Annotated in this window: 18 protein-coding genes; 13 read left to right on the forward strand and 5 right to left on the reverse strand. The window is 71.7% G+C overall.

Translation table 11 applies throughout. The features are described 5' to 3' along the window. Positions 1-2 precede the first annotated feature (2 nt). Positions 3-332 carry a hypothetical protein gene (locus EDD30_RS10995; protein ID WP_071803563.1) on the forward strand — a complete coding sequence of 110 codons (330 nt, stop codon included), beginning with the start codon at positions 3-5 and terminating at the stop codon, positions 330-332. Positions 333-754: 422 nt separating this feature from the next. Here the strand turns inward: EDD30_RS10995 and EDD30_RS11000 are convergent, their stop codons facing one another. Beyond that, positions 755-1,339: a carbonic anhydrase gene (locus tag EDD30_RS11000; RefSeq protein WP_071803584.1), complete on the reverse strand. Its 585-nt coding sequence runs from the start codon at positions 1,337-1,339 to the stop codon at positions 755-757. Between the two features lie 575 nt (positions 1,340-1,914). Here EDD30_RS11000 and EDD30_RS11005 point away from each other — a divergent pair. Then, the gene (locus EDD30_RS11005) at positions 1,915-2,868 is read left to right on the forward strand and encodes an alpha/beta fold hydrolase (protein ID WP_071803564.1); all 954 of its coding nucleotides are present in this window, start codon (positions 1,915-1,917) and stop codon (positions 2,866-2,868) included. Between the two features lie 159 nt (positions 2,869-3,027). Here the strand turns inward: EDD30_RS11005 and EDD30_RS11010 are convergent, their stop codons facing one another. After that, positions 3,028-3,267 (reverse strand): hypothetical protein, encoded by a 240-nt coding sequence (locus EDD30_RS11010; RefSeq protein ID WP_071803565.1) that lies wholly within the window; start codon positions 3,265-3,267, stop codon positions 3,028-3,030. A gap of 155 nt (positions 3,268-3,422) precedes the next feature. Between EDD30_RS11010 and EDD30_RS11015 the strand changes: the two genes are divergently transcribed. The 3 genes from EDD30_RS11015 to EDD30_RS11025 all read left to right on the forward strand — a co-directional run bounded on the left by EDD30_RS11015 (position 3,423) and on the right by EDD30_RS11025 (position 7,645). Then, the gene (locus EDD30_RS11015) at positions 3,423-4,598 is read left to right on the forward strand and encodes a sensor histidine kinase (RefSeq protein WP_071803566.1); all 1,176 of its coding nucleotides are present in this window, start codon (positions 3,423-3,425) and stop codon (positions 4,596-4,598) included. 61 nt (positions 4,599-4,659) lie between these two features. Further along, a complete protein-coding gene (locus EDD30_RS11020) occupies positions 4,660-5,319 on the forward strand; it encodes a response regulator transcription factor (RefSeq protein WP_244945198.1) in 660 nt (219 codons plus the stop codon). 172 nt (positions 5,320-5,491) lie between these two features. Continuing rightward, on the forward strand, positions 5,492-7,645 hold the full coding sequence (locus tag EDD30_RS11025; protein WP_071803585.1) for a HelD family protein: 2,154 nt from the start codon (positions 5,492-5,494) through the stop codon (positions 7,643-7,645). Between the two features lie 122 nt (positions 7,646-7,767). On the opposite strand, the gene EDD30_RS11030 is transcribed toward EDD30_RS11025, so the two are convergent. After that, the gene (locus EDD30_RS11030) at positions 7,768-8,727 is read right to left on the reverse strand and encodes an SMP-30/gluconolactonase/LRE family protein (RefSeq protein WP_244945199.1); all 960 of its coding nucleotides are present in this window, start codon (positions 8,725-8,727) and stop codon (positions 7,768-7,770) included. 134 nt (positions 8,728-8,861) lie between these two features. Here EDD30_RS11030 and EDD30_RS11035 point away from each other — a divergent pair, with 134 nt between their 5' ends. The 4 genes from EDD30_RS11035 (at position 8,862) to surE (ending at position 12,182) form a co-directional block, all read left to right on the forward strand. After that, entirely contained in the window at positions 8,862-9,779 is a 918-nt protein-coding gene (locus tag EDD30_RS11035) for a cation diffusion facilitator family transporter (RefSeq protein ID WP_071803569.1), read from the forward strand. A gap of 42 nt (positions 9,780-9,821) precedes the next feature. Continuing rightward, positions 9,822-10,133, forward strand: a complete 312-nt coding sequence (locus EDD30_RS11040; RefSeq protein ID WP_071803570.1) for a hypothetical protein — start codon at positions 9,822-9,824, stop codon at positions 10,131-10,133. Between the two features lie 105 nt (positions 10,134-10,238). Further along, positions 10,239-11,177, forward strand: coding sequence for a 1-phosphofructokinase family hexose kinase (locus EDD30_RS11045; protein ID WP_244945200.1), 939 nt, complete (start codon positions 10,239-10,241; stop codon positions 11,175-11,177). Positions 11,178-11,339: 162 nt separating this feature from the next. Next, positions 11,340-12,182 carry a 5'/3'-nucleotidase SurE gene (surE, locus tag EDD30_RS11050; protein WP_071803572.1) on the forward strand — a complete coding sequence of 281 codons (843 nt, stop codon included), beginning with the start codon at positions 11,340-11,342 and terminating at the stop codon, positions 12,180-12,182. Between the two features lie 109 nt (positions 12,183-12,291). Here the strand turns inward: surE and EDD30_RS11055 are convergent, their stop codons facing one another. Continuing rightward, positions 12,292-12,660: an STAS domain-containing protein gene (locus tag EDD30_RS11055; protein ID WP_071803573.1), complete on the reverse strand. Its 369-nt coding sequence runs from the start codon at positions 12,658-12,660 to the stop codon at positions 12,292-12,294. Positions 12,661-12,999: 339 nt separating this feature from the next. Here EDD30_RS11055 and EDD30_RS11060 point away from each other — a divergent pair, with 339 nt between their 5' ends. The 4 genes from EDD30_RS11060 (at position 13,000) to EDD30_RS11075 (ending at position 18,015) form a co-directional block, all read left to right on the forward strand. Further along, a complete protein-coding gene (locus tag EDD30_RS11060) occupies positions 13,000-13,518 on the forward strand; it encodes a hypothetical protein (protein ID WP_071803574.1) in 519 nt (172 codons plus the stop codon). A gap of 177 nt (positions 13,519-13,695) precedes the next feature. Continuing rightward, on the forward strand, positions 13,696-14,271 hold the full coding sequence (locus tag EDD30_RS11065) for a YdeI/OmpD-associated family protein (protein ID WP_071803575.1): 576 nt from the start codon (positions 13,696-13,698) through the stop codon (positions 14,269-14,271). 443 nt (positions 14,272-14,714) lie between these two features. Then, positions 14,715-16,256: a serine/threonine-protein kinase gene (locus EDD30_RS11070; protein ID WP_071803576.1), complete on the forward strand. Its 1,542-nt coding sequence runs from the start codon at positions 14,715-14,717 to the stop codon at positions 16,254-16,256. Between the two features lie 484 nt (positions 16,257-16,740). After that, positions 16,741-18,015 carry a chromosomal replication initiator protein DnaA gene (locus tag EDD30_RS11075; RefSeq protein WP_071803577.1) on the forward strand — a complete coding sequence of 425 codons (1,275 nt, stop codon included), beginning with the start codon at positions 16,741-16,743 and terminating at the stop codon, positions 18,013-18,015. A gap of 67 nt (positions 18,016-18,082) precedes the next feature. Here EDD30_RS11075 and EDD30_RS11080 read toward each other — a convergent pair whose 3' ends face one another. Further along, positions 18,083-19,870: a bifunctional metallophosphatase/5'-nucleotidase gene (locus EDD30_RS11080; RefSeq protein ID WP_071803578.1), complete on the reverse strand. Its 1,788-nt coding sequence runs from the start codon at positions 19,868-19,870 to the stop codon at positions 18,083-18,085. Positions 19,871-19,934 lie beyond the last annotated feature (64 nt).

Below are 19,934 nucleotides of genomic sequence, written 5' to 3' on the forward strand. Positions count from 1 at the left end.
CCGTGGCGAGCAACACCTCAAAGACCGCCCGCGCATCCGTCCGCGCCGGCCAGGCAGGCCAGGGTGGCGCCCTCAGCGTGCTCGGTGAGTTCAAGTACCTCATCCCGCTGGCGAACGGCCGGTTCGCTTACGTGCGCAACCTGACCAACGGCAAGACCGCGCACCTCAAGACCGACTCGGACGCCTTCGTCGAGGAGATCCGCATCCTCGCCGCGGCGGGCCACGGCGCCAAGATCCGCGCGGAGCTGCAGAGCTACGAGCAGAACTTCCCGGAGCACGGCTGGGCCGCCACCGAGAAGCGCCTCGTCGACGCGGGCGTCTTCGAGGGCTGATCCCTTCCTCGAGGATCGAGCCTCTCGCCGAGGGCTCGACCGCACAGGCTTTCAGGCGCTCCCGGGCATGAAGCCCGGGAGCGCCTTTTGGCATTTCAAAGCTGTTCCGGCACTCCCATGCGGCACCCACGGTCGCCCGGGAGTCGCTCGCCTACCTGCGGGCCGCCAGGCAGCGCCGGACTGGACTGCCCGGCCTCGGCGCGCAGACCTGGGCTGCCGACCGGGGAGCACGGCGGCGTGGTGCCGCCACCCCGCACCGCGCTCAGAGACATCGCACCGCGCTGAGCGACATCGCACCGCGCTGAGCGACATCGCACCGCGCTGAGCGACATCGCACCGCGCTGAGCGATATCGCACCGCGCTGCGTGGGGCTCGGCCGAGCCAGGCCGAGCCGGCCCGGGCGGAACTGGGACGCGCTGGGCTCAGGTCAGGAGGTCGACCCAGCCGGTGTCGAGGTCGTAGACCCCTCCCGCGATGCTCACCGTGCCCGCCGCCACCGATTCCTGGATGCCTGCCACGTGTCGGATGCGACGTACGGTGCGGGCGACGTGTGCGCGCATCGCCTTCGCCGCGACGTCGGGGTCGTCGAGGCCTATGCCGCGGACCGCCGGGGAGATCTCGTCCACCAGGTAGCCGACGTCGCCGTCCGGTCGGGTGCCGGTGCGCAGGGCGTTGACGGTCGCATCCACGGCGCCGCAGCGGACGTGGCCGAGGACCATGATCAGCGGCACCTTCAGGGCGGAGACCGCGAAGCCGATGGAGCCCAGCACCGCACGGTCGACGACGTGGGCTCCGGAGCGGATCACGCAGATCGAGCCGAAGGTCTGGTCGAAGATCGCCTCGAGCGGGACCCGGGAGTCGATGCAGCCGATCACGACCGCGTGCGGAAGCTGGCCTCCGGAGGCGGCCGCGGCGGCGGCCACGTCATGACCGTGCTCCGGGCGGCCGGACACGAAGCGGCGGTTGCCGGCGATCAGCTCCGCCAGCGCATCGGCGGGACGCGTGATCCGAGCCGGCGTCGGCTCGGGCGAATCGGCCCGCCCACGCGGCGAGTGCGCCGCCGGGAGTCCGGCAGGGCCGCCACCCACGGCCGGCGACACCGACACCGCAGGCGACACCGGCACCGCCGGTGGTACCGATACCGCAGGCAAAGCCGGCATTGCCGGCGAAACCGGCACTGTGGGCGAAACTGGCAGTGGGTGCGAAGCTGACACAGGGGGCGAAACCGGCGCGGCGTCGGTCGTGGCCGTGGAGCCGGTCAACGGGGACGCAACATTGTCCATCACGCCCGAAGCATCTCCTATGGCGGTCGAAACATCGTCCAGCACGGCGGGCACGACCACCGAAGAGTCGTCAGCGGTCGGCGGCACGGGGGTAGAGGCAGGTGTAGGACCCGACATGACACCGATTCTCTACGAATAGCCGCCGTCGAGCAGACGCTGCGAGGCACATCACGTTTTCGCGGGACACCCACCTGTCAGATACACGAAACAAGTTCGTCGTCCGGTGGCAATTTTCGTCTCGACGCGTGATGATTGTTACCCGTGGGTACAACGGGGCCGTGCGATACACGGAGGTGCCCATGCTCGAGCGCTCGGAGTTCACCCTCGCCGACGGCGTACGGCTGCACGTCGAGACGTCCGGTCCGGCCGACGCACCGGTGACCGTCGTCTTCCTGCACGGATGGTGCCTGGACCGGCGCACGTGGCACTACCAGATCCGTGCCCTCGAGGGCACGAACACCAGAGTGATCTCGTATGACGCGCGCGGGCACGGCCGGTCCAGCACGACCCGCCGGTGCTCGGCCACGCTGCGGCAGCTCGGCGACGACCTGGCGGAGGTGATCGACGCGTATGCCCCAGCCGGCCCGGTCGTCCTGGCCGGGCACTCGCTGGGCGGTATGACGATCATGGAGTACGCGGACTCGTACCCGCAGGAGTTCGCCGAGCGCATCGCCGGGTTGCTGTTCGTCTCCACCACCGCCGAGGGCGCCACTCACACCTGTTACGGCCTGCCGACGCCGTTGACCCCGTTCCTGCGGGCGGCGGAGCAGACCGGCGCCGGCCTTCTCGCCCGGCTCGGCGCGTGGCGTCCGCACCGGGCCGTGCTGCCCGCCCTGCGGCCGGGGGTGCGCTGGCTGCTCTTCGGCGACGAGCACGAGCCGGGAGACCTCGCGCTGACCATGTCCGCGGTCGGCCGGGCTTCGCTGCGGTCGATCGGCGGCTTCCGGGCTTCGGTCGGTGCCCAGCAGCGCCTGCACACGCTCGCCGCGCTGGGTGACGTACCCGCGGCGGCCCTGGTCGGCGACAAGGACCGGCTGACCCCGCCCGCCTGTGCGGAGTCGATCGCCGAGGCCCTGACCGGCACCGAGCTGACCGTCTGCGAGGGCGCGGGGCACATGCTGATGATGGAACGCCCGGCCGAGGTCACCGCGGCGCTGACCGCCGTCGTCGCCAAGGCGGCCCGGAGCACCCGCGCGCAGCGTCGCGGCCGCGGCATCCGGGCCCGCCGAGAAGGCTACGACCAGGCCGCGTAACACCGCACCCGGCCGGACCGAAGGCCCGTAACACGGCGACCGGCCGGGGCCGATCACCGTCGGGCTGTGGGGGACCTCGACGAAGGCATGGTCGCCGACGGGACGGGAGTTCCTGCACCTCCGGTGCGACGCTGCCGGCCCGGTCCTGTAGCTCGTGGTTCATCGGCCGCCTCGCCGGGTGACCGCGTCGCCGGCCATGCCCACCGCGATGCCGAGGACGATCATGACGACGTAGCTGTAGATCTCGTAGCCGTCAGGGACGAGAAAACGCACGAAACCCATGAACCGGACCCAGCCGAGCCACTCGTGAAGCAGGCCGCTCGTGCCGCCGACGACCAGGACGAAACAGAGCAGACCCGTGAGGGCGGCCAAGGGAGACTTCGAGGTCTTCGTACTCATGAGGCGACGGTAGGCCGGCGGTGCCGGGCGGCGGATCGGGCTTGGGTCTGACGGACTGTGACCGAAGTTGGCCATGCGTGGCCAGCGGTCGTACTTAAGTATCTCGTCGCGGCCGGGATGTTCGGCGGTGAGCGGGACGCTCGTAGATTGCCGGCATGCGCCGCATCCACCGCACCCGCCGGGACCGGGCCGCTGACCTCGGGCTGTTCCTGTTCGCCGCCTGCTTCGCGGCCGTGAGCTCGCAGTCCGTGCCGGTTGCGCAGGACGTCAGTCCCCTGTGGCGGGCCGCCGATCAGGTGGTCGGCGGCCTGGGGTGCGCGGCGGTGCTGCTGCGCCGGCGGTGGCCGGTGCCGCTGGCGGTGGTGCTGCTGGTGGCGGGCGCCCGGGCACACTACCTGACCGGTCCGGCGATGGTGGCGGTGTTCACGGTGGCCGCGACCAGGCCGTGGCGGACCACGGCGTGGGTGACGGCGCTGGCCTTCGCGCCGCTGCCCGTCTTCCTGTGGCGGCTTGCGGAGCTGCCCGGAGGCCGGGCCGGCTCGGCGCTGACGTACTTCGCGCTGATTGCCGGAGCAGTCGGATGGGGACTGTTCCGGCGCTCCCGGCAGCAGCTCATCGCGTCGCTGCGGGCACGCGCGGAACTCGCGGAGGCCGACGCCGAGTTGCGGGCCGAGCGGGCGCGGCGGGAGGCACGAGAGGAGATCGCCCGTGAGATGCACGACGTGCTCGGGCATCGGCTGTCGCTGCTGAGCGTGCATGCCGGGGCCCTGGAGTTCAACCTGCAGGCGCCCCGGGAGGAGATCGCGAGGGCCGCCGGGGTGATCCGGGAGAGCGCCCATTCGGCGCTGAGCGACCTGGCCGACGTCATCGGCGTGCTTCGCGCGGCGCCCGCGGACGGCGAGCGTCCGCAGCCGACCCTTGCGGACGTGACCCGGCTCGTGGCGGAGGCCCGGGCGACGGGCGGCCGGATCGAGCTGATCGGTCCGCCGGACGAGCCGGCGCCGCCCCTGGTGGGGCGCACCGCCTACCGGATCGTGCAGGAAGCGCTGACCAACGCCCGCAAGCATGCCCCCGGCGCGGCCGTCGCGGTACGGGTGAGCGGGAGCCCCGCGGACAGACTGACCGTGGAGGTCCGCAACGCGACGCCGCTCGGGCCGGTCCCGGACACAGGCCTCGGCGCAGGCGGCGGGCAGGGACTGATCGGGCTGGCCGAACGGGTGCGGCTGGCCGGCGGCGACCTGAGCGTGGGCCCCATCGACGGCGGGTTCCGGGTCCGCGCCTGGCTACCCTGGCCGGCAGCGGACGCCGCACCCGCCGTGACCCGTGGATAAGGCCGTGGCCGGTGAATGACGCCGTGGCCCATGGAGGCCGTAGCCGAGGGATGAGGAAGAGGTGACGGGAGTGATCCGCGTCCTGCTCGTCGACGACGATGCGATCGTGCGGGCAGGGCTGCGCCTGATGCTCGGCGGCGCTCCCGACATCGAGATCGTCGCGGAGGCCGCCGACGGAGCGCAGGTGCCCGCGCTGGTCACCACGCACCGGCCCGATCTGGTGCTCATGGACATCCGGATGCCGGGCGTCGACGGGCTGACCGCCACCGAGACCCTTCGGGCCCGTTCCGGCGCTCCGGAGGTGCTGGTCCTCACCACCTTCCACACCGACGCGCACGTTCTCGGCGCGCTGCGCGCCGGGGCTGCCGGGTTCTTGCTGAAGGACACGTCGCCGCAGGACATCGTCGCCGCCATCCGGACCGCATCCGTCGGGGATCCGGTGCTTTCGCCCGCCGTCGCCCGCCGGCTCATCGAGCATGTGACGGGCGGCTCCGGCAAGGAAGCCCGGGCCGCTACCGCCCGAGCACGCCTGGCGTTGCTGGGCGAGCGGGAGCGGGAGGTGGCCCTGGCGGTCGGCCGTGGCCACTCCAACGCCGAAATCGCGCGGGAACTGCACCTTGCCCTGCCCACGGTGAAGACGCACGTGTCACGGATCCTCACCCGGCTCGACCTCAACAACCGGGTCCAGATCGCCCTGCTGGTCCACGACGCGCACGCCTGAACGCCGGATGCCCGCCCGTACGCCGGGCAGTATGGGGAGAAGCCGCCAGGCGCGTCGACGGGCGTGCCGCCGTCGACTGCGCGTACGGGCAGGAGTAAGTTCGATTGCCCCCTTCGCCGTCTGGACGTGGGGCGGCAGCCAGTCTGATCCACAAGCGGGGAGCATGACCGACTTGAGCGACGCCCACGTCCTGCAGCAGGAGATCGCCGTCGAGCAGAAGCACGTCGACCGGGTGTACGCCCGCCTCGCCGAGCTCCGCCGGGAGGCGACCCGCGCCGAGAAGGAGGGCTACCAGCTCGCCGGGGTCGGCACGTTCGGCGCCCTGGTCGAACGCGACGCGATGGTCTTCCACGCGGCGCGGCGCCGGCACGCCCTCGACACGGAGTACGAAGGCCTGGTCTTCGGGCGCCTCGACATGAAGGCCCCCGACATGAAGCGCGGAGCGGTGCACTACGTGGGCCGGATGGGCATCCGCGACGAGGACTCGCAGTCCCTGGTGGTCGACTGGCGTGCGCCGGCCGCCGCCGCCTTCTACCGGGCCACACCCGCCGATCCACAGGGGGTGGTCCGGCGCCGGATGATCCAGTCGACGCGGGAGCGGGTCACCGGCATCGAGGACGACCTGCTCGACCCGGAGGCGGCGCCGGCGGACCTGCGGGTGGTCGGCGACGGCGCGCTGCTGGCCAGCCTCTCCAAGGCCACCGGCCGCGGCATGCGCGACATCGTCGCCACCATCCAGCGCGAACAGGACGAGGCGATCCGCTCCCCCGCGTCCGGCGTGACGATCGTGACCGGCGGGCCGGGTACGGGCAAGACCGCGGTCGCGCTGCACCGCGCCGCGTACCTGTTGTATTCCGACCGCAGCCGCTTCGCCGGCGGCGGGATCCTCGTGGTCGGGCCGTCCGGCGTCTTCGTCGACTACATCGCCACGGTGTTGCCGTCGCTCGGCGAGGAGACCGCGACGCTGCGCTCGCTCGGCTCCCTGGTGCCGGGCTACGACACCGGCCGGGTCGATCCGACGGCGGTCGCGGCGGTCAAGGGTTCGTTGCGGATGCGCCGGGTGCTCGAACGAGCCTCGCACGACGCGGTGCCAGGCGGCCCCACCGAGCTGCGCCTGCTCTACCACGGCACGCTGCTACGCCTGGACGCGGCCGAGCTGGACCGGATCCGGCGCAAGGCGCTGCCCCGCGGCGCCCGCCGTAACGAGGTCCGCGGCCACGGCTTCGACCGGATCTTCGACGCGCTGTGGGCGCAGGCCCGCCAGACGATCCGCAACCTGCCCGAGAAGCGGGAGTTCGAGTCGGAGCTGGCCGACCGCGCCGACTTCCGGGACTTCCTGCGCGCGTGGTGGCCCCGGTTCACCCCGATGCGGGTGCTGCGGTGGCTGGCCGATCCGGGCCGGCTGCGGGCGTACGGGAACGGCCTGTTGTCGAAGGAAGAGATCGCGCTGTTGCAGGGGTCGTTCGACGGTCTCGCCGAGCACGGCCCCACGATCGCCGACGTGGCGCTGCTCGACGAGCTCGACGAGCTGATGGGGCGCCCCCGCAAGCCGCAGCAGAAGACCAAGAACCCGTTCCACGTGCGCGATGGGGTGCAGGAGGTCAGCACGTACGCCGACCGCCAGGCCGCCGCCCGCGCGCAGGCCGTGCGCCGCGAGGAGGACTACCGCGACTATGCGCACGTGGTGGTGGACGAGGCGCAGGACGTGTCCCCGCTGCAGTGGCGGATGATCGGCCGGCGCGGCGCGTACGCGTCCTGGACGATCGTCGGCGACCCGGCCCAGACGGCCTGGCCGGGCGATGTCGCGGAGCTGGACCGCGCCCGCGACCGGGCCCTGGGCTCCCGCAAGCGCAACACCTACGCGCTGACCACGAATTATCGCAACTCGTCGGAGATCTTCGCGGTCGCGGCCGGGGTGATCCGCACGATCATGCCGGATCTGCCGCTGCCCCGGGCGGTGCGCAGCACGGGCGTGGAACCGATCGATCAGATCGTCGCCGCGGCGGATCTGCCGGACGTGGTCCGGCATGCGACGGAGAAGCATGTGGCCGACGTCGACGGCACCATCGGCGTGATCACGCCGGTACCGCGCCGCGACGAGATGGCGGCGTGGGTGGCCGGGCTGCCGGAACGGGTGCGGGTGGTGACCGCGCTCGAGGCCAAGGGCATGGAGTACGACGCCGTGGTGCTGGTGGAACCGGCCGAGATCGCCACGGACGCCAGTGGGGTGCGCACGCTCTATGTCGCCCTGTCGCGCGCCACGCAGCGGCTCACGACGATCGGCACGGCGCGCTGGGACACCGGACGATCACCATCAAGATCTTGATGTCGTAGGTCCGTGCGTGGTGCTGACCGTCGCTCCCGCCGAGGCCGGGCCCGGAGATCCATTGGCCTGGCGCCTCATGGGCGGATCCCCGGACCTTCATTCCGCGTGAGTGGATGAACCCGTCACGGGCGACGGATCGCGACGGCCGTGTAGGGCGTGGTCGGGGTCGGCTCGGTGGTGAAGCGGGCGTTCGGCAGGTAGAAGCGCTTGCCGTACTCCGCGATCGTCGTCGGTACGTCGAACTTCGGGCTGGTCGTGCGGCTGACGACCGTACCCTTGGTGGCTCGCTTGTCGAGTTCGATCTTCGTGATCGTGTGGAGGCGGTTCTGCACGACGTAGAGGGTCCTGCCACGCAGCCACATGCCGTCGCCGAACTCCACCGACTCGCCGCCCAGGTCGATCTCGGTGGTGACGCCCGCGTACGTGGTCCGGAAGAGCTTGCCGGTGTTGGACTGGACGACGATCAGGCCCCGGCCGTCCGGCGTGGCCGTGATGCCGTTGGCGTTGTTGCCGGTGGTGTAGACCATGTCGCCGCTGATCGGCACGCGTACGGCCTGCGACGGCGGCGCGCCGTGCCGGCCCAGCGGAAGCTTGAACAGCACCGGGTTGGCGGAGTCGGTGTACCACGCGGCGCGCCCGGTCAGCACGACGTCGTTGATGAAGGCTGGGTCCGTCTGGAGGGTGTAGGACCTGAGCACCCGGCCCGAGGCGGTCAGCACGCGCGCGTCGCCGCCGCGGCCACCGGCGACGAAGAGCCGGCCGCGGCCGTCGAGCTTGAGGCCGAGCGACGGGGTGCCGGGACCCTGGCTGATCACCTTTGCGCGGCCGGTCAGCAGGCTCGCGCGATAGATGTCGCCGTCCACCCGTGAGCCGAAGTAGGCGTACGGGAGCTTGCCGATGGCGATGCCCTCGGGCTGGAAACCGTCCGGCAGACGGATGACGTCCGGTGCGAAACCACCGTGGGAGGCGGTCGGGCCTCCAGAGTGATGGGTGCCGGCGGGCACCGCGGATGCGGGTGCGGACGGCGCGGCGGTGACCGCGAGGGTGGTCAGGGCAACGATCGCGAGGGCGAGTCTGGACACGGGTGTCATCCCTCCACACGGGGTCGGTTGTCGTCGATTGCATACCGCCGGGATGACAATCAGGTTCAAGTTGCATACATAGCGATGTGAACATATATTGGCGAGGGCTGGACGCCGCGACGGAAGGTGGGCTCATGGGAGCCGGGCACGACCACGGAGGTCAGGCACTGCGCGCCGGCGAGCGGCATCGGCCGCGGCTCTGGTGGGCCGCGGGGCTGCTGGCCGGCTTCATGGCCGTGGAGGCGGTCACCGCGCTGCTCACCGGCTCGCTCGCGCTGCTCTCCGACGCGGGTCACATGTTCACCGACGTCCTCGGCATCGCCATGGCCCTCGCGGCGATCCACGCCGCCGGCCGCGCGCGCACCGACTCCCGGCGTACGTTCGGGCTCTATCGTCTCGAGGTCCTCGCCGCGCTGGCGAACGCCCTCCTGCTCACCGGCGTCGCGATCTTCGTGCTGGTCGAGGCGGTCCGGCGCTTCAGCGAGCCGCCGCACGTCCCCGCCGGCCCGATGCTGATCGTGGCCACCGGCGGCCTGGTGGTCAACCTCGTCGCCTTCGCGCTGCTGCGCTCGGGCGCACAGGAGAGCCTCAACGTGCGCGGCGCCTACCTGGAGGTGATCGGCGACCTGCTCGGCTCCGCGGGCGTGATCGTCGCGGCCGGCGTCATCGCGATCACCGGCTGGTCCTACGCCGACCCGATCGTCGCCGTCGTCGTCGCCCTGATGATCCTGCCGCGCACGTTCGCCCTCGGCCGCTCGGCGGTGCGCATCCTGGTCCAGGCCGCCCCGAAGCATCTCGACATGACCCGGGTCCGCGACCGGCTCGCCGCCGTGCCCGGCGTCTCCGACGTCCACGACCTGCACGTCTGGACGCTGACCTCCGGCATGGACGTCGCCTCGGCGCACCTGAGCCTGGAGCCGGCCGCCGAGCTCGGCACGGTGCTCGCCTCCGCCCGCGAGGCCCTGCACCACGACTTCCACATCGACCACGCGACGCTGCAGGTGGAGCCGGTCGGTGCCGACGGCCGCTCCTGCACCCCCGCAGGCTGGTGACCCTTCCTACACTGGGTGATTAGCGGACAGCGGAGGGGCGTCATGGGTCAGCCGGTCATCCACCATGCGCGGGTCGCCTGGGACGCCGCCCGCGCCTTCGTCCGGGCGGCCGGCGGGCCGGACCACGAGGCCTTCTCCGGCCGCGTCCTCAGCCGCCTCGGCGCGGACATGTACGGCGAACTGGCCAACACGCGCCAGCGCCTCCTGTCGTGCTCGGCGGAGAGCAGCGACAGCGACCGCTTCACCACCGACGTCGAGGCCGGCAAGTGGCGCGTCCGCCTCGAGGACCTGCTGCGCGGCCGTCCCGACCTGATCACCGCGCTGCGCGAACTCACCGAAGTCGCACCCCGCTGAGGCGCGCTTCTCCCCCGCGGACCGAGGCTGTGCATGATCGCCGTCGGCGGGCCGTAAATTCCGGATCAGGCCCACACTCCTGGCCAATGACGTAAGACTGTGCGCATGGGTAACAAAGGGGTCATGGTGTTCGTGCCTGCGCCCCAGCTCACCGTGACCATCGAGCAGCAGCACGACAAACCCGAGCTGCACGTGCATCCCGGCGGCCAGGGCGTCTGGCAGGCCCGGATGATCACCTTGCTGGGTGCCCAGGTCACTCTCTGCGCGGCCGCCGGCGGCGAGGTCGGCCGGGTGCTGGAGCCGCTGCTCAAGTTCCACGGTGTCACGCTCAAGACCATAAAGCGCGAGTCGGGTACGGGCTGGTATGTGCACGACCGCCGCAGCGGCAAGCGCCAGGAGCTCGCCGAGGACCCCGGTCAGCCGCTGTCCCGCCACGAGATGGACGAGCTCTACAGTCTCGCGCTGGCCGAGGGCCTGCGGGCGGGCATCGCCGTGCTCAGCGGGCCGGCGCATCCGTCCGTCGTACCCGCGGAGGTCTACCGGCGCCTCGCCACCGACCTCGGAGCCAATGGCTGCAAGGTGATCATCGACCTCTCCGACGCCCACCTGACGGCCGCCCTGGAGGCGCGCCCGCACGTGGTCAAGGTCAGCCACGAGGAACTCCTGCGCGACGGCCTGATCCCCGACGACTCGACCGAGTCCATCACCAAGGCCCTGTACAAGCTGCACGACGACGGCGCCGAGGTGGCCCTGGTGTCGCGCGCCGACCAGGGTGCGCTGGCCTTGATCGAGGACACGATCTACGAAGTCGACATGCCCCGGATGGTGGCCGCCGAGTCTCGCGGCGCGGGTGACTCGATGACCGCGGGAGTGGCCGCTGTACTGGCACAGGGCGGAACGCTGTGTGACGCTGTCCGTACGGGCGCCGCCGCCGGCGCCCTCAACGTCACCCGCCACGGACTCGGGACGGGCCGCATCGACGCCGTCCAGGTGCTCACCGAGCGGGTGCGGCTGACACCCGTCGACGCGAAGGTGCCCGCATGACCGACTGCACCGAACCCCACCGGCGTCCGTCGCCGACGGCCGCGACCGTGAGGGCCAGGAGGGCATGCCAGGAGGACACAGCATGACCGACTGCACCAGACCCCGACCACGCTCGCAGTCAGCGGCCGTCACGGCCAGGAGGGCATGCCAGGGGGGCACCGCATGACGCCACGCATCCTGATCACCAACGACGACGGCATCGACGCCCCCGGCATCCGATGGCTGGCCCGGGCCACGGCGCGCCAGGGCTTCGACGTGGTGGTGGCCGCGCCGATGACCGAGGCGAGCGGCACCAGCGCGGCCATGACCGCGGTCGAGAAGAACGGCCAGATCTGCGTGGAGCCCCGCGAGCTGCCTGGGGTCAAGAACGTCCCCGCGTACGGGGTAGCGGCCTCGCCCGCCTTCATCGTCCTGCTGGCCCTGCGCGGCGCCTTCGGCCCGCACCCCGACGTGGTGCTCTCGGGCATCAACCGCGGCGCCAACGCGGGCGCGGCGGTGGTCCACTCGGGCACGGTCGGCGCGACCCTGACGGCCTCGCACGCCGGACTGCACGGGCTGGCGGTCTCCCTGGACGTCCTCTCCCCCTCCAACGGCACGGCGGCCAGCGGTGGTCAGGCGATCGCCGACCTGGACAAGGCGGACGACGAGAAGCGCCACTGGGGCAGCGCGGCGGAGCTCGCGGTGAAGCTCCTCCCGACGCTGACCCACACGCCGACGGGCACCGTGCTGAACGTGAACGTGCCGGACCTGCACGTCGACGGCATCCGGGGCCTGCGCCGGGCCCGCCTGGCCCGCTTCGGCCAGGTGCAGATGAGCATCGCGGAAGCGGGCGAGGGCTTCGTCCGCACGGCGGTCCAGGCGGCGGACGAACCGCTCGAACCGGGCACCGACCTGGCGGCGCTGGCCGAGGGGTACGCGGTGGTGACGCCGATCAGGGCGCCCGGGGAGGCCACGGACGTGAAGATCAATCTGGAGAACATCGTCGTCCAGACCCCGGCCTTCTAGATCCCGGCCGGCATCACCCGGCCCCGGCGACGCCGGCCATATACAGCCCGGCCGGTATCACCCAGTGCCGGAGACGCCGGCCTTTTCAGGCGCCGGAGACGCCAGCTTCTCAGGCGCCGGAGACCATCGGGCGGTGGGCGGGATCCCCGCAACCCGTGCACGGCTCCGGCGCGCCGAAGAGTCCCAGCAGACCCGTCACCCACAACTGCCGGTGAGCGAACCGGCTCGGACGGGTGACGACCAGCTTCACACCGCTCACGCTGGCGAGCTGGAATGCCGCCACGAGGGCGGAGATGCCCACGGAGTCGATGAAGGTGACGCCATGCATGTCGAGCTCGATGCGTTGCGCCGTGCCCGCGGCCAACTGCTGCGCCACGGCGTCCTTGATCTCGTACGCGTTCTCGACGTCGATCTCACCCTGGGGCGAGACCTCCACCACTCCGGTGGACCTCATCGACGTCGCTATCGACAACGTCACGCCATTACCTCCACCCACCCGGGATGCCCCGGGCGTCATCTCCTCGCACGAGGGGCTCCACTGAACTGCGGAGTCTCCTCGCCGGGGGCGGCGTTAACTACCCCCGTGGGGTTCGGTGAAACTGCACCGAACAGTAGTGCTCAAACCTGACAGGTGGCTGTGTGCCACCCGTGGAACCGCACCAAGCGTACCCAGTGAGGTCTACCGGTTATCGGTCCCAGGGCCGTCCACACCCGACGGACCACTGCTGTTCACGGCACGTTTGCGCGCCGTCCGGGCTGGGCACCTCCCAGGGCAGTGACCGAGCGCCGGATTCGGCGATCGCAGGAGGTAGAGACGATGTTCTCCCGCAAGAGCACGGCCGAGCGCACCGCCGCCGAGGCCTGGGACTACCTGTCGTCGGCCATGGCGTCGGCCGGCGAGAGCGCCAGAGACGCCGGAAGGACCACCGCGGACTTCGCGGGCGCGAAAGCCGCCGAACTGGCCGGAAAGGCATCGAAGCAGGCCGGCAAGGCGTCGAGGCACGGCCATGAACTGGCGGGCCGGGCGTCCAAGCGGAGCCACAAGCTCGCGGGCAGGGCGTCCAAGCGGAGCCAGAAGCTGACAGGCAAGGCCGGTGCCCGGATGAACGCGGTGACCGACGAGGCCTGGATCCGGGCGCACCGGGCCGCCGACGCCCTCGCGGGCCGCAAGCCCGGTCTGCCCTGGGGCCTGATCCTCGGTGCCAGCCTGCTCGGCGCGGCCCTGGGCTGGACCGCGGCGGCGACCGCCCGGGCCGCGGCCGAGCGCCGGGCCGAGAACGAGCAGCTCGAGATGGCCGAGACCGCCATCGTCGCGACGCCCACGTACGGGAGCTGAGGCCCCGGCCGGTGACCGCCGGACGGAGCCCTTTGCCGCCCGGCGGTCACCGGCAGACCCGCACCTCGGCAGCCCCGCCCGCTCCCCCGGGCAGGCCCGCCGTCGGTTCCGGTGCCGGCCCTGCCGGGCTGAGCCGCGGGGCCGGTTCTGTCGTACCCCGGGCCTAGGGTCCACCGCATGGAACCCGTGTTCTTCGCGTCCGAGGCAGAGTTACGCGCCTGGTTCGCACGCCACCACGCCGACGAGCCCGAGCTCCTGGTCGGCTACTACAAGAAGCACACCGGCCGCCCTACCGTCACCCACACCGAGGCCATCGCCCAGGCGCTGTGTTTCGGATGGATCGACAGCATCGGCCGGCGCATCGACGAGGACCGCTACCAGGTCCGCTTCACGCCCCGCCGCAAGGGCAGCGTCTGGAGCGCGGTCAACGTCGCCACGGTCGCGAGGCTGACCGAGGCCGGACTGATGCATCCGGCCGGCCTCCGCGCGTTCGAGGAGCGCAAACCCGACAAGGTCGCCATCTATTCGTACGAGCAACCGGCCGACGCCGTGCTCGACCCCGACCAGGAAGCACGTTTTCGCAGCGAGGAGGCGGCGTGGCAATGGTTCTCCACACGACCGGCGTCCTACCGGCGGGCCGCGGTCCACTGGGTGGTCAGCGCGAAGCGAGCGGACACCCGGGAGCGCAGGCTGTCCCAGCTCATCGCGGACTCGGCCGCCGCACGGACCGTCCCACCCCTGACTCGTCGCTGACCCGCCCCGGCCCGCCGCGGATCTCCCCTGGCCCGTCGCTGACCCACCCCGGCCCGCCGCTGACCAACCCTGGCCCGCCGCTGACCTCGGTGTGTCGGTCGGGCCATCACATCGCTGAGCCGATGGGCTGCCCGGTTACGCCGGACACACTCGTGAGGTGCGCGAGCCGGCTCGCGGTCGGCGGCAGGCCGCTTCGTTTCGGTCGTATCACACCTTCTCGCCACGGCGAGTCACCCTCCCTGTTCGGTGGGTTGCGAGAGGCGGTGGAACGGACCGGATTCTGGCCTTTCCGCCGGGTTGACGACGCCGTTCGGTGTGTACTTTCCGCCACGCACCGACCTCGCCGGGAGCAGCGAGGAATCTGTATCGTGGGGCGCGGCCCGAGCCCCCCGTCGAGCCGTCATGATCCGGTTGTGGCGACACCCGAGTAGATAGGTCCGCTGGTGCTCAGTTCGGGAAGTCTCCTGGACAATCGCTACCGGTTGGACGAGCGCATCGCCACCGGTGGAATGGGTGACGTGTGGCGGGGCACCGATGTGGTGCTCGGCCGGACGATCGCCGTCAAGGTGCTGCGCCCCGCCATGCTCACCGATCCGGAGTTCGCCGCCCGCTTCTACGGCGAGGCGCGGATGATGGCCGCGTTCCGGCACCCCGGCGTCGTCGAGGTGTACGACTACAGCGCCGGTGACGCCGACGACGAGAACCGGTGCGCCTACCTGGTCATGGCCTTCGTCGACGGGGAGCCGCTCTCTGCCCGGCTCAAGCAGCAGAGCCGGCTCGGTGTCGCCGAGACCATGTCGATCGTGGCCCAGGCCGCCGACGCCCTGCACGCCGCCCACGAGAACGGCACCGTCCACCGTGACGTGAAGCCCGGCAACCTCATCGTCAAGCCGAACGGCGCGGTGATCCTCGTCGACTTCGGCGTGGCCCGCTCCGCCGCCGTGACCAGCGTGACCGGCCTCAACGCCATCGTCGGCACCGCCCTCTACATGGCGCCCGAGCAGGTGGCGAAGGGCAACGTCACCGCTGCGACGGACATCTACGCCCTCGGCGCGGTGGCGTACCACTGCATCGCCGGTTTTCCGCCGTTCGACGGCGACAACGCCCTGCAGGTGGCGCTGCATCACCTGGAGGACGATCCCGAGCCGCTGCCCGAAAGCCTCGCGCCGCAGCCGGTCCGCGACCTGATCGCCAAGGCGATGGCCAAGACGCCGGCGGCGCGGTTCGCCAGCGCCGCCGAGTTCGCCGAGGCCGCGCTGGCCGCCGCGGGGAGTCTGGACTGGCAGGCGCAGACCGGCACGAGCCTGACCCGTACGGCACTAGTGCGGCCCGCCGTGACCGGCGCCGCGCTGAGCGGTCCCGCCGTGCCCGGCGCCCGCACGGACGGGCAGTCCCTCACCGGCACCGCGCTGACGCGTCCGATAAGCCCGGCCGCCGCCGGCCGCACCATGCCGGTGCAGCGCAACCTGCTGGAGGCGGCGCCGGCTGCCGCACCGGCACCGCGGCGGCAGTCGAAGAGCCAGCTCGCCGTGCTGTTCACCGTGATCGTCCTGTTCCTGCTGGCCGGCGGCCTGGGCACGGCCATCTGGCTCTCCGAGACGGGCGAGAACAAGCGGAAGGGTCCCGCGCCCGCCGTGGCACCCGGCGATTCGCCACCGGCCGACGAGACCGACGAACCGCTCTCGCCGACGGAGGACGAGCCCACCGTCGCCCCGCCGCAGCAGGGCGGGACGCAGCCGCAGACCAACGTGCCGACCAAGAGCACCCGGCCCACGGCCAAGCCGACCGCTACCCGCCCGCCGACGACCGTCCCGACGACGTCGACCACGAAACCGCCCGTCACCGATCCGACGGAGCCCTCGGAACCGCCGGTGGACCCCGAGCCCACCACGACCGACGACACCGGCGGCGGCTCGGGCGACGGCTCGGGCGGCGACGCCGGCGGCGACGCCGGCGCCGGTGGGGCAAACCCGGCCTCGAACTGAGCCTCCGCGCTCGACCTGAACGCCCACGCTCAAGCTCAACCCCCACGCTCGGACTGAACCCCCACGCTCTCACCGAGCCCCTGCGACAGAAGCGGCCGCAACCTACCGGCTCCCGTCGGTGCCGGGCACCGGCTCCGGCGGCGACAGGTAGCGATTGATCCTCCGCGCCGAGGGTCCGCCGCCAAGGGCGGAAGGCGGGAAGGGATCGACGAACGCCTCGGCCGGGGGCGGCGCGGGGGCCACGCGCGCCGATGGACGCCACGTGTTCGACAGGGCCTCTACCTGCGGATTTGCTTCGGCGAGGCCGTGTCACCGCAGTTTCGGTGTCGGGCTTCGGCTATCCGACCCGGCCCTGGGCGCCCGGGTCCGGTGCGTTCCGGCCCGGTGGGCGGCCTCCGCCAAGTACTCAAGTCGGGATTGTGGCAGCCGATGGAGGGGACCTGGCACGCGCTGCACCCGAGCTGCTACCGGAGAGGCCCCCTGGATGACGACGCAGACCCCGTACGGCCCCGCGAGCGCGGAAAACCCGCAGCTCGCCTGGGGTCATGCGCAGTATCCGCCGGCCGAATACCAGCACATGGAGTACCCGCAGCAGGCCGCGCCGGCATACCCGTCCCAGGACTCACCGGCATACCCGCAGCCGAGCGCCCCAGCCTCCGCCGAGCAGGGTGCACCGGCCTACTCGCAGCAGGCCGCCGCGGGCTATCCGCAGCAGGCCACGCCGGGCTACTCGCAGCACGCCACGCCGGGATACCAGCAAGCCACGCCGGGCTATCAGCACGCCGCGCCGGCATACGCGCAGCAGGCCACGCCGAGCTATCAGCACGCCGCGCCGGCATACCCGCGGATCGATGCGGCGGGTTACCCGCAGCAGGCCACGCCGGCATACCCGCAGCCGGGCGCGCCGCTCTACCCGCAGGAGGGTGCGACGGGCTACCCGGAGCCTGTCGCATACGCCGAGCCGACCGTGCCCGGCGAGATGGAGCCCGCCTATCCGGTCGCGGACTGGTATCAGGAGCAGCAGGAGGCCACCGGCGTCAGCGCTCCGGACACGACGGGCTTTCCCGGCATTCAGCACCCCGGTGAGAGCGCCTACTCCGACGTCGCGCACGAGGTGGAGCGCGCGCCGCAGCAGCAGGCCGCCTATCCGCCGAGCGCCTACCCGACCGCTCCCCCGTGGGCCGCGCCGAACGCCGCGCCGCCCGCCGCGCCGGTCGCGGGCGAGGAGGCCGATGCGCTGGTAGTCACCCCGTACGGTGTGGTGCCGCAGGTCGGTGGCCTGCTGGTGCCGTATCCGGAGGAGATGCGGAATGCGCCGCGGGCGCAGGCGCCGGCGGTCTGGCCGGTGGCCGCCTTCACGTTCTTCTTCTGGGTGCTCGGTGCGATCTCGGCGGCCCGCCGGTCGGATCACGCCCGGCGGGGACGCAACAGTGTGGCGCCCTACTGGGTCACCTATGGGATCGTGCTGGCCGTCAGCGCCTTCTTCTGGGGGGTGATGGGCCTGGCCGTCGGTAAGCCCTTGCTCGAGAGCATGCGGGAGAGTGCGACGGTCGCGGCGCTCGAGGAGAACGTGCTGCACGACGGGCAGCTCGAGAAGGCGAACATCAGTGCGAGCTCGGCCGACTGCCGGGCCGCGGGCGACTGGACCGGCGGCCGGCGCGACTTCCTGTGCGAGTTGAAGCTCAGCGACGGGCGCACCGGCCGGGTACTGGTCAACGCCGACGAGCAGGGGAGCTGGAGGCCGCTCGAGGACAAGTGACCGCGGACTTGTCGTGGCGCACCCTGGGGGGCCGGGGTGCGCCACGACTCATGTTTTCCGGCGAATGTCAGAAGACCGGGACTCCCTCGCGGACCAGGCGCCAGTTCGGCGTGAAGAAGTCCGCCGGGTTGATCTCGCCCTTGGCCTGGGCCCAGTCGATGAGGAGCTGGCGGATCTCCTGCTGGGCGTTGTAGACCTGCTCCTTCACGATGCCCGGGAAGTTGCCGCCGCCGCTGCGCCGGTAGTTGTTCACCGCCACCACGAAGCGGGCGTCCGCCGCCACCGGGGCGCCGGCGATGTCGAGGCGGGTGATGCGCGAGCCGACCGGCTTGCTGATGTCGATGTCGTAGTCGACGCCCGAGAACACGTCGTAGTTGTAGTCGGGCACCGCCGGGTCGTTGATCGTCGCCGGGTCCGGGGTTCCGCCGACCGGCAGCGTCACGAAGTACCGGGCCGAGAACTCCAGGTACGTCCGCAGCTCCGCGCCCGTGAGCACGACCGCTTCGAGCGTGTTGTCGTAGATGTACAGCCCGGCCACGTCCTTGATCTTGACGTCGCCCTTCGGGAAGACCGCCGTGCGGCTGAACGGCGCCGTGATCGACAGCACCGGCAGCGACGCGTGCGGGGTGCCGGCCAGCGCCGCGGTCACCGTGTCCGTCTGCACCTTGTTGATGTAGTCGAGGATCGCCGTGTCCTTGTGCCGCGACTCGGCGGCGGACAGCTCCTCGGTGGACGTCGCGACGACCTGGTTGACGTACGCGACGGTCTTGTTGTGCTGTGACCGCACCGCCGCGAGCACCTTCGGGTCCTCGGCGATGGTGTTGGTGTTGAGCGACTCCGCCTTCTTCTCCGTGATGGTCCACCGGCCGCGCTCGCGGACCAGCGTGAAGTCCATCCGGGTGAGCCGCTGGCCCCACTTCGACGGCTCGGCGAGCAGCACCTGCGCGCCCGTCTGCGTGTTCGTCACGAAGCGCTGCGCGACTTCGCGGTGCGCGTGGCCGAAGAGGATCGCGTCGATGCCCGGGACCTGCTCGGCGATCAGCGCGCTCGGGTTCTCGATCGGCAGCTCGGGACCGTAGCTGCTGGTGCCGCTGTCGCCGCCGTGCGCGGAGATCAGCACGAGGTCGGCGCCGCGGGCACGCATGACCGGCACCCACGTGGCCGCCGTCTCGATCATGTCCTTGAAGACGAGCTTGCCCTCCACGTTGGCCTTGTCCCAGATGGCCACGCCCGGGTTGGTGAGACCCAGGATGCCCACGCGCAGGGTCGGCGCGCCCGGGCCCGGGCAGACCTTCTTGATCACGTACGGGGTGAAGGCAGGCCGCCCGGTCTTCGCGTCGACGGCGTTGGCCGCGAGCGCCGGGAAGCCGAGCTGGCGGATCCACAGGTGGAGCAGGGGCAGGCCGTAGTTGAACTCGTGGTTGCCCAGCGTGACGGCGTCGTAATGCAGGACGTTCATCGCCCGCGCCATCGGGTGCCGCTCGCCGGTCTCGGTGATCGGCTCCTGCTTCGCGTAGTACGTGGCCAGCGGCGTGCCCTGGATCGTGTCGCCGGCGTCGAGCACCAGCGTCGCCTTGCCCCGCCGCTCGGCGCGGATCCGGTTGACCAGCGCGGCCAGCTTGGCGACGCCGACGTCGTTGTGCGCGCTGTCGTCGTACTCGAGATCCTTGTAGTAGTCCCAGTTGTAGACGTTGCCGTGGGTGTCGGACGTGCCGAGCACCGTCAGGTCGTATGTCTTGGCGCGGGGGCCGCCGGTGTGTGCGTCGGCGGCGCCGGAGGCGACGACGGGTGCGGCCGCACCGACGGCGGCAGCGGCGAGCACGCTGCGCCGCGAGACGCCTGCGGGAAGGGTCATGACGAGCCTTTCGGAGAAATTTCCGGGCGCCTCGTGGGCGCCCACCGACGCACCATAACCGTCG

Source organism: Couchioplanes caeruleus (assembly GCF_003751945.1).
GTDB classification, from domain to species: domain Bacteria; phylum Actinomycetota; class Actinomycetes; order Mycobacteriales; family Micromonosporaceae; genus Actinoplanes; species Actinoplanes caeruleus.

Bases quoted from the DNA above. Each gene is read 5' to 3' on its own strand.
- EDD30_RS11005 (WP_071803564.1), top strand. From the start codon at position 1,915: ATGCTCGAGCGCTCGGAGTTCACCCTCGCCGACGGCGTACGGCTGCAC.
- EDD30_RS11010 (WP_071803565.1), bottom strand. From the start codon at position 3,267: ATGAGTACGAAGACCTCGAAGTCTCCCTTGGCCGCCCTCACGGGTCTG.
- EDD30_RS11015 (WP_071803566.1), top strand. From the start codon at position 3,423: ATGCGCCGCATCCACCGCACCCGCCGGGACCGGGCCGCTGACCTCGGG.
- EDD30_RS11035 (WP_071803569.1), top strand. From the start codon at position 8,862: ATGGGAGCCGGGCACGACCACGGAGGTCAGGCACTGCGCGCCGGCGAG.
- EDD30_RS11040 (WP_071803570.1), top strand. From the start codon at position 9,822: ATGGGTCAGCCGGTCATCCACCATGCGCGGGTCGCCTGGGACGCCGCC.
- EDD30_RS11045 (WP_244945200.1), top strand. From the start codon at position 10,239: ATGGGTAACAAAGGGGTCATGGTGTTCGTGCCTGCGCCCCAGCTCACC.
- surE (WP_071803572.1), top strand. From the start codon at position 11,340: ATGACGCCACGCATCCTGATCACCAACGACGACGGCATCGACGCCCCC.
- EDD30_RS11060 (WP_071803574.1), top strand. From the start codon at position 13,000: ATGTTCTCCCGCAAGAGCACGGCCGAGCGCACCGCCGCCGAGGCCTGG.
- EDD30_RS11065 (WP_071803575.1), top strand. From the start codon at position 13,696: ATGGAACCCGTGTTCTTCGCGTCCGAGGCAGAGTTACGCGCCTGGTTC.
- EDD30_RS11075 (WP_071803577.1), top strand. From the start codon at position 16,741: ATGACGACGCAGACCCCGTACGGCCCCGCGAGCGCGGAAAACCCGCAG.
- EDD30_RS11080 (WP_071803578.1), bottom strand. From the start codon at position 19,870: ATGACCCTTCCCGCAGGCGTCTCGCGGCGCAGCGTGCTCGCCGCTGCC.